Origin of the sequence: Sphingomonas naphthae, from assembly GCF_028607085.1 — a bacterium.
Lineage (GTDB): Bacteria > Pseudomonadota > Alphaproteobacteria > Sphingomonadales > Sphingomonadaceae > Sphingomonas_Q > Sphingomonas_Q naphthae.
Map to the genome: position 1 here is coordinate 676,481 of NZ_CP117411.1, position 13,047 is coordinate 689,527.

The following is a 13,047-nucleotide window of genomic DNA, read 5'->3' on the forward strand; positions in this document are numbered from 1 at the left end:
TCCCGCGCGCCGCACGACCCCAGATGGATCACTCCCGCCGCAAGCATGATCGCGGCGCAATGGAGTATCTTGGATGGACAAGCGTATCCTCGGCACGAACGGCCTGGAGGTTTCCGCGCTCGGCTACGGCTGCATGGGCATCAATTTCGGTTACGGCAACGCGCTGAGCCTCGACGAGGGCGTCACGCTGATCCGGCAGGCGGTCGAGCGGGGGGTGACCTTCTTCGACACGGCCGAGGTCTATGGCCCCTTCACCAACGAGGAGATCGTCGGCGCGGCGCTGCGGCCGGTGCGCGACGATGTGGTGATCGCCACCAAATTCGGCTTCGATATCGTCGACGGCAAATCGACCGGGCTCAACAGCCGGCCGGAGAATATCCGGGCGGTGTGCGAGGCGTCGCTGAAGCGGCTCGGCGTCGACGTGATCGACCTGTTCTACCAGCATCGTGTCGATACCGCCGTGCCGATCGAGGATGTGGCGGGCACCGTCGGCGCGCTGATCGCCGAGGGCAAGGTGAAGCATTTCGGCCTGTCCGAACCCGCCGCCGCCACCGTCCGCCGCGCCCACGCCGTGCAGCCCGTCACCGCCCTCCAGAACGAATATTCGCTGTGGACGCGTGGGCCGGAAACCAACGGCATCCTTGAGGCGTGCGAGGAACTCGGCATCGGCCTGGTGCCGTACAGCCCGCTCGGCAAGGGCTTCCTGACGGGGACGATGGGCAAGGACAGCGCCATCGGCGAAGCGGATTTCCGCAAGCTCCTGCCGCGATTCACGCCCGAGGCGATGGAGAAGAACCAGGCGCTGATCGACCTGCTGAAGCGCATCGCCGCCGACAAGCAGGCGACCCCGGCGCAGATCGCGCTGGCGTGGCTGCTCGCCCAGAAGCCCTGGATCGTGCCGATCCCGGGCACCACCAAGCTGCATCGGCTGGAAGAAAATCTCGGCGCGGTGGACGTGACGTTGAGCGCCCGCGACCTGGGCGACATCCGCAACGCCCTTGCCGATATCGATATCGAGGGCGAACGCTATCCGGCACACCTGCTGGCGACGACCGGCCGGTGAGCCGGCCGCCCGACCCCGCGCCGTCGATCGCGCGGGGCCGGGTGCGCGGCCTCAGGCCAGTTCGGCCAGGAATTGATCGTGGGTCAGGGGGCGGGAGAACATCGCGAAATCCTTGGTCGTCGCGACGACCTGTTCCTCCTCGCTCAGCGTGGCCGTGCAATCGGTGAGGGTGATGACGCGGTAGCCGCGCTCATAGGCCGAGCGCATCGTCGATTCGACGCAGCAATTGGTGAGGAAGCCGGCGATGGCGAGGGTGGTGATGCCGCGCTGGCGCAGGATGAAATCCACATTGGTGGTGGCGAAGCAATCGAGCCCGCGCTTGCCCTCGATCACCACCTCGCCGTCGATCGGGGCGGTCGGCGGGGCGAATTCGGCGCCCCAGCTGCCCTTCTTGAACGCCCCGGATCCGACGACGCCGGCCAGGATGCCATAAGGCTCCCCGCCGATCTCGGGATACCCCTCGGCAAAGGCGATCGGCGCGTGGAGGACGGTGACGCCCGCCTCGCGCGCGCCTTTCAGAACGGCGACACTGTTGGCCAGCATCGCATTGCCGTCCATCACCGCCTTGACCGCGCCATGCTGGACACCGCCCTCCGTCACGAAATCATTCTGATATTCGATCAGCAGCAGCGCGGTGGTGTCGTTGGTCATCGGGGCCTCCAGGGGCGGGGTGTCAGGCGATCGCCGGCAGTTTGGAGAGATGCTTCTCCAGCGTGATCGGATAATCGCGAACGCGGACGCCGGTGGCGTTGTAGATGGCGTTGGCGACGGCGGCGCCCACCGCGCAGATGCCCAGTTCGCCGACGCCCTTGGCCTTCATCGGGGAGGACATGGGATCCACCTCGTCGAGGAAGATCACCTCCTGATGCGGGATGTCGGCATGGACCGGCACCTCGTAGCTGGCGAGATCGTGGTTGACGAAGAAGCCGAAGCGCTTGTCGACCGCCAGTTCCTCCATCAGCGCGGCACCGGCGCCCATCACCATGCCGCCGATCACCTGGCTGCGCGCCGCCTTGGGGTTGAGGATGCGGCCTGCCGCGCACACCGCCAGCATCCGGCGGATACGCGTCTCGCCGGTATAGGCGTCCACCGCCACCTCGACGAAATGGCCGGCGAAGGTCGATTGCTGGAAGCGTTTGCCGATATCGCCATATTCGATGAGATCCTCGGCCGAGAGCGGCGCGTCGCGCGCGGCATCGGCCAGAGCCACGGTGCGGTTGCCGGCGCGCACCTGTCCGTCGCTGAACTCGGCGTCGGTCGCGTTGAAGCCGAGCTTCTGGGCCACCGCCTCGCGCAGCTTCACGCAGGCCGCATAGACGCCGGCGGTGGAATTGTTGGCGCCCCATTGCCCGCCCGATCCGGCCGAGGCGGGGAAATCGGAATCGCCCAGCTTCACCACCACCTTGTCGAGCGGCAGGCCCATCATTTCGGCGGCGGTCTGGGCGATGATGGTATAGGTGCCGGTGCCGATGTCGGTCATGTCGGTCTCGACCGTGACGACGCCCCTTGCATCGAGCCGGACGCGCGCGGCGGACTTGGTCAGCATATTGTTGCGGAAGGCGGCGGCGACGCCCATGCCGATCAGCCAGCGCCCCTCGCGCACCGATGCGGGCACCGGATTGCGCCTGGCCCAGCCGAAGCGATCGGCGCCTTCACGCAGGCAGCGGACGAGCTGGCGCTGCGAATATTTGCGCTCGGGCTTGGCGGGATCGACCTGCGTGTCGTTGATCGCGCGCAGCTCGATCGGGTCGATCGCCAGCTTCTCGGCCAGTTCGTCCATCGCCATTTCGAGCGCCATCAGGCCCGGCGCCTCGCCCGGCGCGCGCATGGCATTGCCCTCCGGCAGATCGAGTTCGGCCAGCCGCATCGAGAACATCCGGTTGGCGCCGGCGTAGAGCAATTTGGTCTGCTGGATCGCCACCTCGGGCTTGCCCTCGGGCTGGTTGCCCGACGTGCTTTCATGGGCGATGGCGGTGATTCTGCCGTCGCGGGTGGCGCCCAGACGCAGGCGCTGGATTGTCGCTGGGCGGTGGGTGGCGTTGTTGATCATCAGCGGCCGCGTCATCGCCACCTTCACCGGGCGCCCGGCCGCCTTGGCCGCCAGCGCGGCGAGGACGATATCGGCCCGCACGAACAGCTTTCCGCCGAACCCGCCGCCGATATAGGGCGAATCGATCCGCACATTCTCGGGCTTCAGCCCCAGCGTCTTGGCGAGATCGCGCTTGCCCCAGGCGATCATCTGGTTGGAGGTCCAGACGGTGAGCTTCTCGCCCTGCCAAGCCGCGATCGAGGCGAAGGGCTCCATCATCGCATGGCTCTCGCCGGGCGTGGTATATTGCTGGTCGATCTTCACCGGCGCGGCGGCGAAGGCGCCCTCGAAATCGCCGACCCGGTCGACCGGTGGCTCGCCCTTCTCGTCGGCGACGAGCGGGGCGGTGGCCGCCGCGGCCTCCAGATCGAAGCGGCCCTTGGCGCGGGCGTAATCGACGCGGATCAGCGACGCGGCGGCGCGCGCCTGCTCGAACGTCTCGGCGACGACGATGGCGATCGCCTGATGATAATGGACGACATCCGGCCCGCCAAACAGGCTGGCGACGTTCATCGCCGACAGGGTGAGCTTGGGCGTATCGAGCGTGGAGACGATCGCGAGCACGCCCGGCGCCGCCTTGGCGTCCGTCAGGTTCATCGCGGCGATGCGCCCCTTGGCGATCGCCGATCCGACGATGAAGCCATAGGCCTGGTTGGCGATCACGTCGTGCCGCTCATAGGCGTAGGGCGCGGTGCCGGTGGTCTTGTACTTGCCGTCGATGCGGTCGGTCGGCTTGCCGATCACCTTGAGCTGGTCGATCGGGTTGGTGCCGGCGGGGGTATCGAACTTCATGCGACCTTCGCCTCCGCCATCACCGCCGCGAGCGTTCGCTCGACCAGCGGCACCTTGAACGCATTGTCATGCCGGGGTTTGGCCCCCGCCAGCAGTCGCGCCGCGACCGGTGCCGCGCCGCGCGGCATCTCCGCCTCGGCCGCCTCGACCCGCCACGGGCGATGGGCGACACCGCCCACCGCGACCCGGCCGCTGCCGTCCTTCTGGATCACCGCCGCGACCGCCACGAGCGCGAAGGCGTAGGACGCCCGATCGCGCACCTTGTGGTACAGATGCGCGCCGCCGATCGGCGCCGGCAGGGTGACCGCCGTGATGAGTTCGCCCCGCGCCAGCGCGTTTTCGATATGCGGCGTATCGCCTGGCAGGCGGTGGAAATCGGCGATCGGGATCGCGCGCGTCTGGCCCGCCGCATCGACCGTCTCGACCTCGGCGTCGAGCAGGCGCATCGCCACCGCCATGTCGCTGGGGTAGGTCGCGATGCAGGCATCGCTGCTGCCGATCACCGCGAGCTGCCGGCTGTAGCCGCCGATCGCGGCGCAACCGCTGCCGGGGGTCCGCTTGTTGCACGGCTGGTTGGTGTCGTAGAAATAGGGGCAGCGCGTGCGCTGGAGCAGATTGCCGGCGGTCGTCGCCTTGTTGCGCAACTGGCCGGAGGCGCCCGCGACGATCGCGCGGGTCAGCACGCCATAGTCCTTCCGAACGCGATCGTGCGCCGCAAGATCGGTGTTGGTGACGAGCGCGCCGATGCGCAGGCCGCCCGCCTCGGTCCGCTCGATCCGGTCCAGCTTCAGATCCTGCACGTCGACCAGATGGGCCGGCGTCTCGATCTGGAGCTTCATCAGATCGAGCAGGTTGGTGCCGCCCGCGATGAACTTGGCGCCGGGGGTGCCGGCGACGGCCCTAGCGGCCTCGGCCGGCGTCTTGGCGCGCTGGTAGGTGAAGCTCTTCATGCCTTGCTCCCCGCCACGTCGGCCATGGCCTCGGCGATGTTGGAATAGGCGCCGCAGCGGCAGATGTTGCCGCTCATCCGCTCGCGCATCTCCATGTTGGTCGGCGCCATGCGGCCGGTGATGTCGGCGCTGACATGGCTCGGCACGCCGCGCTTGATCTCCTCCAGCACCGCCACCGCCGAACAGATCTGGCCGGGCGTGCAATAGCCGCATTGATAGCCGTCATGCTTCACGAAGGCGGCCTGCATCGGGTGCAGATCGTCGGGCGTGCCCAGCCCCTCGATCGTGGTGATCTCGTCGCCCTCGTGCATCACCGCGAGCGACAGGCAGCTGTTGATGCGCGTGCCGTTCACCAGCACCGTGCAGGCGCCGCACTGGCCGTGATCGCAGCCCTTCTTGGTGCCGGTCAGCTTCAGATGCTCGCGCAGCGCATCGAGCAGCGTGGTGCGCGTGTCGAGCGTCAGCTCACGGCGCTTGCCGTTGACCACGAACTTCATCGGCAGCGCGGGCGGCGCCGATCGGGCGGCGGGGGCCGCCTCGCTCTGGGTGACAGGCACGGCGGTCAGCGCGGCCGCCGCGGTTCCGGCCGCGATCACGCCGCGCCGCGAAATGTGGAGATCGCCCGATGAGGACAAGACGGAATTTCCTTCGACTGGAAAGAAAGCAGCCGGCAGGCGCTCTCCCACCGCAGATGCGATGTGTGACCGAACGAGCCAATAACGCCGCCCGGTGCCAAAGGATCACGCGGAATTGATGCTATGCGTGGCATGAAGTCATGCGATCCGCTCATGAATGACGAGCGTTATATTTATCGATATACAATGTTCGACAGTCAAGATTGTTTCCGCTTCATGTCTCGATTGACGGGATGGGCTTCGCACGGCGCGCGATCACTTCGCCGCGCGATATTGGGCGTCGGTGACCGGCTCGGCCCAGGCGACCGACGTGCCGTCCTTCGCCTCCGCCACCGCGACATGGCGCATCGCGCTGGTCGGGGTGGCGCCGTGCCAATGCTTCACGCCGGGCGCGGTCCACACGGTATCGCCCGCGCCGATGCGCCGCGCCGCCTCGCCCTCGACCTGCACGAAGCCCTCTCCTTCGGTCACGATCAGCAATTGGCCGAGCGGATGGCTGTGCCAGTTGCTGCGCGCGCCCGGCTGGAAGGTGACGGTCGCGCCGCTCAGCCGCGCATCGCCGCTCGCCTTGAACGGCGCCGTCACCTCCACCGCGGCGGTGAAGCGATCGGCCGGCCCGGCGGCGGGATCGGTGCCCGGCTTGACGATGGTAAGCGGCGGTACGGCGGCCTCGGCGGGCGCGAAGGTCTTGGTCGCCACCGTCACCGCCGCCATCGCCTTGGGCCAGCCGGCGTAGAAAGCCAGATGGGTCAGCGCCTCGAATATCTGCGCGCGGGTCAGGCCGTTCTCGATCCCGCGTTGCAGGTGGAAGGCCAATTGGTCGGCATCCCCGCCCGCCGCCAGCGCGGCGATGGTGGCGAGGCTGCGGTCGCGCGGGGCGAGATCGGGGCGGCGCCACAGATCGGCGAACAACACGTCGTTCGTCAGCTCCGCCAGCTTGGGCGCGGTCGCGCCGACCGTGCGGGCGACCGTCGCGGCACGCGCGGCATCGCTGGCGGGCACGGGCAGAAGCGGCGCGGCGGAGGCCGCCACCGGCTCGATGCCCCGCGCGCGGAACACCCTGTCGATCACGTCCAGCGCGGACACGGCGCTCGGCCAGCCCGCGTAAAAGGCCAGATGCGTCACCAGCCCGGAAATCTCGGCGGGCGTCACCCGATTGTCGAGCGCGCGGCCGAGGTGCCCCTCCAACTGGCCCGTGCGGCCGGTCGCGATCAGCACCGCGACCGTCACGAGGCTGCGGTCGCGCGGCGCCAGTTCGGGCCGGCGCCAAACGTCGCCGAACAGCACCCGATCGGTATAGCCCGCCAGATCGGGCGCGTTGCGCTGCATCGCCGGTGGCGCGACCGATCGCGGCTGCGCCTGCGCCGGCTGCGCCTCCGCGCCGCCCGCGATCAGGGTCGTGAGGAAAGCTGGTAAGGCGAATTTCATGGACGATATCCCCGGATCAGGCGCAGGCGCGGGCCGCCAGTCCGGGAGATAGGCGCCACCCCCGCCTACGATTACCCGCTGGAAACGGCATGAACCCATATCTATGGTTCATGAATGCGCCGCGAAGACCTCGTCGATCTCTCCACCTTCATGGCCGTCGCCGAGGAACGCAGCTTCACCAAGGCCGCCGCCCGGCTCGGCACCTCGCAATCGGCGCTGAGCCACACGATGCGGCGGCTGGAGGCGCGGCTGGGCGTCCGCCTGCTTACCCGCACCACCCGCAGCGTCGCCCCGACCGAGGCGGGCGAGCGGCTGCTCGCCACGCTCGGCCCGGCGCTCGACAGTATCGGCAACGAGCTGGAATCGCTGGGTGAGCTGCGCGACAAGCCCGCCGGCACGATCCGCATCACCGTCTCCGATCATGCGGTGCAGACGGTGCTTTGGCCGGCGCTGGAACGCTTCCTCGCCGATTATCCCGACATCCATATCGAACTCAGCATCGATTCCAGCTTCACCGATATCGTCACCGATCGCTTCGATGCCGGCGTGCGGCTAGGCGAAGCGCTGGCCAAGGACATGATCGCGGTGCGGATCGGCCCCGATGTCCGCATGGTCGTGGTCGGCGCGCCGGCCTATCTCGCGAGCCGGCCGGCGCCGCGCGTGCCGCAGGATCTGGCCGATCACCGCTGCCTCAACCTGCGGATGCTCAGTTCGGGCGGGCTGTATGCGTGGGAATTGGAGAAGGACGGGCGCGAGGTGCGGGTGCGGGTCGAGGGGCAGTTCACCTCGAACAACGTGCCGATGCTGGTGCGCGCGGCGGCGGCGGGCTTCGGCCTCGCCTTCGTGATGGAGGATCAGGTGACCGATCATCTGCGCGATGGCCGGCTGGTGCGCGTGCTCGACGATTGGTGCCCGCCTTTCGCCGGCTACCACCTCTATTACCCCAGCCGCCGCCAGCCCTCGGCCGCCTTCTCGCTGCTGGTGGAGGCGTTGCGCTACCGGAGCTGAGCGGTTCCGCTCTGGTCTAGAATTCGATGCCGGCCTGCGCCTTCACGCCCTGTTCGCGGAACGGGTGCTTCACGAGACTCATGTCGGTCACCAGATCGGCCACCTCGATCAGCGCGGCCGGGGCGTTGCGGCCGGTGATGACGACATGGGTCTTGGCCGGGCGCGCGGCCAGCGCCTCCAGCACCTCGTCGACGGGCAGATACTCATAGCGCAGCACGATGTTGAGTTCGTCGGCGACGACCATGTCGTAGGCGGGATCGGCCATCATGCGCTTCACCTCGTCCCACGCGGTGCGGGTGACCTCGATATCGCGGGCGCGGTCCTGCGTGTCCCAGGTGAAGCCTTCGCCCATCGGCTTGAACTCGACCTGATCGGGAAAGGCGTCGAACACCATCTTTTCGCCGGTCGCCATCGCGCCCTTCACGAACTGCACCACGCCGATCTTCATGCCGTGGCCGATCGCGCGGACCGCCATGCCGAGCGCGGCGGTGGTCTTGCCCTTGCCGGTGCCGGTGTGAACGATCACCAGCCCTTTCTCGACCGTCTTGGCGGCGACGGTACGGCGATGCGCCGCCTGCCGCTTGCGCATCTTCTCGGCATGCCGTTCGGCGTCGGGCTCGGCCATGGTGTCGGTTCTCGAAAGGGAAGGTCTAAAAGGAAGCCCGCCACCGGGGTGCGGTGGCGGGCTTGCCGGGATTACCAGACCTTGATGCGCTGTTCGGGCGTCAGATAGAATTTCGTGCCCGGCTGCACGTCGAACGCCTTGTACCAGCTGTCCAGATTGCGGACGACATAGGGGCGGAACATGCCCGGCGTGTGGGGATCGGTGGTCACCTGGCGCAGCAGCGCCTCGTCGCGGGTCTTGTTCTGCCACACCTGGCCGAAGCCGAGGAAGAAGCGCTGGTCGCCGGTGAAGCCGTCGATCACGGGCGCGTTCTTCCCCTTCAGCGAGACCTGATAGGCGTCGTAGGCGACGGTCACGCCCGCCAGATCGGCCATATTCTCGCCGAGGGTGAGGTTGCCGTTCACCTTCACGCCGGGCCGCACCTCATAGGCGCCGTACTGGGCGACGACGCGGTCGGTGTAGGTCTTGAAACGGGTGACGTCGTCGGGCGTCCACCAATCGGCGAGGCGACCAGTGGCGTCGAACTTGCGGCCCTGATCGTCGAAGTGATGGCTGATCTCGTGGCCGATGACGGCGCCGATCGCGCCGTAATTCACCGCCGGATCGGCGTTCGGATCGAAGAAGGGCGGCTGGAGGATGGCGGCCGGGAAGACGATCTCGTTCCACACCGGATTGGCGTAGGCGTTCACTGTCTGCGGGGTCATGTGCCACTCGCCGCGATCGACCGGCTTGCCGAGCTTGGCGACATCCTTGTCATAGTCGAGCGCGACCATGCGGTTCTCGTTGCCATAGGCGTCGTCCCGCGCGACCTGGAGGGCGGAATAATCCTCCCACTTGTCGGGATAGCCGATCTTGGGGCGGAAGCTGGCGAGCTTGGCGAGCGCCTTGGTGCGCGTCTCCGGGGTCATCCACGTGACCTTCTCCAGCCTGCCCTTCATCGCGACGAGGATGTTCTTCACCAGCTCGTCGGCCTTGGCCTTGGCCTCGGGCGGGAAATATTTGGCGACGTACAGTTCGCCCACCGCGTCACCCATGCCGGCGTTGACGAAATCGACGCCGCGCTTCCAGCGGTCCTTCAGCTGCGGGGTGCCGCTCAGCACCTTGGAGAAAGCGAAATCCTCCTCGACGAACGACTTGGGCAGCACGTCCGCGCGGGCCGAGATCAGATGGAAGGCGAGATAATCCTTCCACGTCGCCAGCGGCACGCTCTGCGTCAGCTTGGCGATACCCTCGATCGCGCTGGGCTGGCCGACGATGACCTGCGGCTGCGTGTCGAGCTTGTTGGTCTTGAGCAGGGTCGCCCAGTCGAAGCCGGTGTAGCGCGTGGCGATCTGCGTGGTGGGGATGGGGTTGTAGCGCTTCTCCGCCTGGCGGCTCTCGACCCGGCTCCACTGCGCCTGCGCGATCTGCGTCTCGAGATCGAAGATCGCCTTGGCCTTGGCGTCGGCCCCGGCGATGCCCGCCAGGGTCAGCATCCTGGCGACATGCGCCTGATAGGCGGTGCGGGCGGCGGCGAACTTGGGATTGTCCTGCACCAGATAATAATCGCGATCGGGCAGGCCGAGCCCACCCTGGCCGACGCTGACGACATAGGCATCCGGGTTCTTGGCATCGATGCCGACGCCCACGCGGATCGGCGCGTTGATGCCTTCGCGGCTGTTGTTGGCGAAGGCGGCGGCGAGATCGGCGGGCGTCCTGATCGCGTCGATGCGGGCGAGATCGGGCTTCAGCGGCGCGGCGCCCTTCGCCTCGATCCCGGCTTCGTCCATGAAGCTGGCGTAGAGATCACCGGCCTTCTTGGCCTGCGCGCTCGACGAGCCCTTGGCGGCAGCCTCGACGACTTCGCGGGTGCGGGTGTCGGAAAGATCGCGCAGGATGATGAAGCCACCGTAGCTGGCCTTGTCGGCGGGGATTTCGGTGCGCGCGTCCCAGCCGCCGTTCACATATTTGTAGAAATCGTCACCCGGCTTCACCGCCTTGTCCATGCCGGTCAGATCGACCCCGAAGGTGCCAAGCTTGGGCTTGGCGGCGGGGGTGGCGGTCGCGGCGGCGGCGATCATCGGGGCGGCGGAAACGGCCAGCGCGGCGCAGGACGCGGCGGCGAGCAAGGTCTTGAAATGGTTCACGCAGGCAACTCCCTTGGGCCGCGCGAACAAACCGACTCGTCGCGCGGCGCGATGGTGACGGGATACAGGTTGCTGCGGCGGCTGCAACGGGAAGCGTGTGGGTGGAGTAATACGGTCGGGGAGAGCCCGGCGGTTGTTATCCGGGAACGAGCGCGGGCTTCGTAACGTTATCGCACCAAACTCCAGAAGGAACATCATCATGGCCGACGTGAATCGTGACGAGAATGTCGTCGTTCAGAAAAGCAGCTTCAATGTCGGCGGCATCATAGCGGCCATCGCTTTGCTGCTGCTGGTTCTCGGCCTGCTGAAGTTCCTCGGCGTATCGCCCATCTGAACTCGATGATCCGATCTCGGCCGGGGCGGTGCGGCTGCCCCGGTTGATTTTGCCGCTCGCTTACTTCGATTTCACCTCGGTCGTCCGGTCTGCGACGGGCGGCATCACCAGATTCGGCCCGGCGAGATATCGCTCCAGCGCGTCGACGTCGTTCATGCCGGTGCGCGTGTCGGTGCCAGCCTTGAAGCCCGGAAAATCGTCCCCGCCGTTGGCTAGAAAGCTGTTGAGCGCCACGCGGTAGGTGCGGTCGGGCACCAGTGGCTGGCCGTCTACCGTCACCGTCACGACCCGCGATCCGCGCGGCTTCGACAGGTCGTAACTGAAGCGCGTGTTGGCGGAGGGAAGCAGGACGTAAGGCGTCGGCCGCGCGGTGCTGTCGTCGAACTGCTGCTCCAGCACCGCCAGGATCTGCCGGCCGGTGAGGCCCGTCACCACGATCGAATTGCCGAAGGGCAGGACGGAGAAGATCTGCCCGTAGTTCAGGCTGTCGTCGGCGGCCGGCTCCAGCCCGGCGCGGATGCCGCCCTGGTTGGTGAAGGCCAGTTCGGCGCCCGCCGGCTTCATCGCCGCCAGCATCGCGTCCGCCACCAGATCGCCGATGATGCTCTCGCCGCCCGCGTCGGTCGGCTTGGGCGCCGCGCCACCGAGCCGCCCGGCCGGGCGCGAGACGACCACCTTGGCCTCTTCGGCATAGCGCGCGACCAGATCGCTCAGCGGCTTGGCCGCGGGGAAGCGGGGATAGTCCTCGGTCAACGCCACGTCGCCGCTGCGCGCCTTATAGCCTTCGCCCTGCACGATCACATTGGTGGCGCGCTTGGCGGTCACCTTGTGGGCCTTGCGGTCGATCGTGAGGTCGATGTCGGTCAGCAAGGTGCCGTTGCTGCCCGCGCTCGTCAACAGGAAGGGGCGGGCCGGGTCGATCGCCGCGTAATCACAGACGTAGGCGCGGTGGGTGTGGCCCGAGACGACCACGTCGATCGCGGGATCGAGTTTGGCGAGGATCGGCTTGATGTCGCCATCGAGCCCGTCGCAGCCATTGTAGCCGCCGGTCACCCGCCCGCCCTGATGGATCAGGACGACGATCGCATCCACCGCCTGCCGGCGCAGTTCGGGCACCAGCGCGTTGGCGGTCGCGGCTTCGTCGGGGAAGCTGAGCCCGGCGATGCCGGCCGGGTCGACGATCAGCGGGACATCCTTCAGGGTCAGGCCGATGAAGCCCACTTTCGCGCCACCGATCCGCTTGATCGCATAAGGCGCGAACAAAGGCTTGCCCGCCTCGTCGAGCGTGTTGGCGGCGAGATAGCCGAACCGCGCGCCGGCATAGGCCTTGTCCACCTGACAGGGCGTGCGCGACGTGTATTTCGTGCAGCCGCCGTGGGTGATGCGGAACAGTTCCTGCCGCCCCTTGTCGAACTCATGATTGCCGAGCGCGCTGTAATCGAGGCCGACCCGGTTCATCGCCTCGATCGCGGGCTCGTCGAGGAACAGGGCGGAAATCAGGGGCGAGGCCGAGATCATGTCGCCCGCCGCGACGACGGCATTGTTCGGGTTGGCCGCCTTCAGGCTCGCCACCGCCGAGGCGAGATAGGCGACGCCGCCGGCCGGCACCTCCACCGTGCCGCCCGCCCTGGCGGGCGCCGCGATCGACTTCTTCGGCGGCTCCAGCGCGCCGTGGAAGTCGTTGAGCGCGATCAGCTTCACGGCGACGCTGCCGGGCGCCGCCGCGCGATAAGGCGTCTGGCGGCCGGCGCAGCCGGAGAGGAGGGCCATCGCGGCCAGCGCAAGATATCGAACGGTCATGGGCCTTCTTCGCATCGCGGCGGCGCGGGGTGCAAGCGCGCTAAACGCGGTGCATGACCGGGCGATTGCAGGCGGTGTCATTGTGCGTTGCGGCAAATCGCACCGCCTGTCCGATGAAGCGCTCCGCTGCGTGGCAAATTGCTACCAAAACGTGCGACAGGCGGAACGATCAACAGCGTTCGAGCCTTCTACCCGTT

11 protein-coding genes are annotated in these 13,047 nt (G+C 67.6%); 3 read left to right on the top strand and 8 right to left on the bottom strand.

The window, feature by feature from the left end:
- Positions 1-73 precede the first annotated feature (73 nt).
- On the top strand, positions 74-1,063 hold the full coding sequence (locus tag PQ455_RS03180; protein ID WP_273689132.1) for an aldo/keto reductase: 990 nt from the start codon (positions 74-76) through the stop codon (positions 1,061-1,063).
- A 51-nt stretch (positions 1,064-1,114) separates the two neighbouring features.
- Here the strand turns inward: PQ455_RS03180 and PQ455_RS03185 are convergent, their stop codons facing one another.
- From PQ455_RS03185 to PQ455_RS20985, 5 genes are all read right to left on the bottom strand, one after another.
- Positions 1,115-1,714, bottom strand: coding sequence for a cysteine hydrolase family protein (locus tag PQ455_RS03185; RefSeq protein ID WP_273689133.1), 600 nt, complete (start codon positions 1,712-1,714; stop codon positions 1,115-1,117).
- A gap of 22 nt (positions 1,715-1,736) precedes the next feature.
- Complete coding sequence (gene paoC, locus PQ455_RS03190; protein ID WP_273689135.1) at positions 1,737-3,944, bottom strand: aldehyde oxidoreductase molybdenum-binding subunit PaoC; 2,208 nt, start codon at positions 3,942-3,944, stop codon at positions 1,737-1,739.
- Complete coding sequence (locus PQ455_RS03195; protein ID WP_273689138.1) at positions 3,941-4,894, bottom strand: FAD binding domain-containing protein; 954 nt, start codon at positions 4,892-4,894, stop codon at positions 3,941-3,943. Before PQ455_RS03195 ends, paoC begins: the two co-directional genes overlap by 4 nt.
- The gene (gene paoA, locus PQ455_RS03200; RefSeq protein ID WP_273689139.1) at positions 4,891-5,529 is read right to left on the bottom strand and encodes an aldehyde dehydrogenase iron-sulfur subunit PaoA; all 639 of its coding nucleotides are present in this window, start codon (positions 5,527-5,529) and stop codon (positions 4,891-4,893) included. The genes PQ455_RS03195 and paoA overlap by 4 nt, the downstream gene beginning before the upstream one ends.
- A 255-nt stretch (positions 5,530-5,784) precedes the next feature.
- Positions 5,785-6,957 carry a (R)-mandelonitrile lyase gene (locus tag PQ455_RS20985; RefSeq protein ID WP_337958558.1) on the bottom strand — a complete coding sequence of 391 codons (1,173 nt, stop codon included), beginning with the start codon at positions 6,955-6,957 and terminating at the stop codon, positions 5,785-5,787.
- A 114-nt stretch (positions 6,958-7,071) separates the two neighbouring features.
- On the opposite strand from PQ455_RS20985, the gene PQ455_RS03215 reads away from it, so the two are divergent.
- Entirely contained in the window at positions 7,072-7,965 is an 894-nt protein-coding gene (locus PQ455_RS03215; protein WP_273689141.1) for a LysR family transcriptional regulator, read from the top strand.
- A 16-nt stretch (positions 7,966-7,981) separates the two neighbouring features.
- Here the strand turns inward: PQ455_RS03215 and cobO are convergent, their stop codons facing one another.
- Both cobO and PQ455_RS03225 read right to left on the bottom strand, forming a co-directional pair.
- Positions 7,982-8,590: a cob(I)yrinic acid a,c-diamide adenosyltransferase gene (gene cobO / locus PQ455_RS03220; protein WP_273689143.1), complete on the bottom strand. Its 609-nt coding sequence runs from the start codon at positions 8,588-8,590 to the stop codon at positions 7,982-7,984.
- 71 nt (positions 8,591-8,661) lie between these two features.
- Positions 8,662-10,716 carry a M13 family metallopeptidase gene (locus tag PQ455_RS03225; RefSeq protein ID WP_337958559.1) on the bottom strand — a complete coding sequence of 685 codons (2,055 nt, stop codon included), beginning with the start codon at positions 10,714-10,716 and terminating at the stop codon, positions 8,662-8,664.
- Positions 10,717-10,915: 199 nt separating this feature from the next.
- Here PQ455_RS03225 and PQ455_RS03230 point away from each other — a divergent pair, with 199 nt between their 5' ends.
- Positions 10,916-11,050 (top strand): hypothetical protein, encoded by a 135-nt coding sequence (locus PQ455_RS03230; protein WP_273689145.1) that lies wholly within the window; start codon positions 10,916-10,918, stop codon positions 11,048-11,050.
- A 60-nt stretch (positions 11,051-11,110) separates the two neighbouring features.
- On the opposite strand, the gene PQ455_RS03235 is transcribed toward PQ455_RS03230, so the two are convergent.
- The gene (locus tag PQ455_RS03235) at positions 11,111-12,850 is read right to left on the bottom strand and encodes a bifunctional metallophosphatase/5'-nucleotidase (protein ID WP_273689147.1); all 1,740 of its coding nucleotides are present in this window, start codon (positions 12,848-12,850) and stop codon (positions 11,111-11,113) included.
- Between the last annotated feature and the right edge of the window lie 197 nt (positions 12,851-13,047).

Coding starts and splice junctions, on each gene's coding strand:
- PQ455_RS03180 (WP_273689132.1), top strand. CDS start 74: ATGGACAAGCGTATCCTCGGCACGAACGGCCTGGAGGTTTCCGCGCTC.
- PQ455_RS03185 (WP_273689133.1), bottom strand. CDS start 1,714: ATGACCAACGACACCACCGCGCTGCTGCTGATCGAATATCAGAATGAT.
- paoC (WP_273689135.1), bottom strand. CDS start 3,944: ATGAAGTTCGATACCCCCGCCGGCACCAACCCGATCGACCAGCTCAAG.
- PQ455_RS03195 (WP_273689138.1), bottom strand. CDS start 4,894: ATGAAGAGCTTCACCTACCAGCGCGCCAAGACGCCGGCCGAGGCCGCT.
- PQ455_RS20985 (WP_337958558.1), bottom strand. CDS start 6,957: ATGAAATTCGCCTTACCAGCTTTCCTCACGACCCTGATCGCGGGCGGC.
- PQ455_RS03215 (WP_273689141.1), top strand. CDS start 7,072: ATGCGCCGCGAAGACCTCGTCGATCTCTCCACCTTCATGGCCGTCGCC.
- cobO (WP_273689143.1), bottom strand. CDS start 8,590: ATGGCCGAGCCCGACGCCGAACGGCATGCCGAGAAGATGCGCAAGCGG.
- PQ455_RS03230 (WP_273689145.1), top strand. CDS start 10,916: ATGGCCGACGTGAATCGTGACGAGAATGTCGTCGTTCAGAAAAGCAGC.
- PQ455_RS03235 (WP_273689147.1), bottom strand. CDS start 12,850: ATGACCGTTCGATATCTTGCGCTGGCCGCGATGGCCCTCCTCTCCGGC.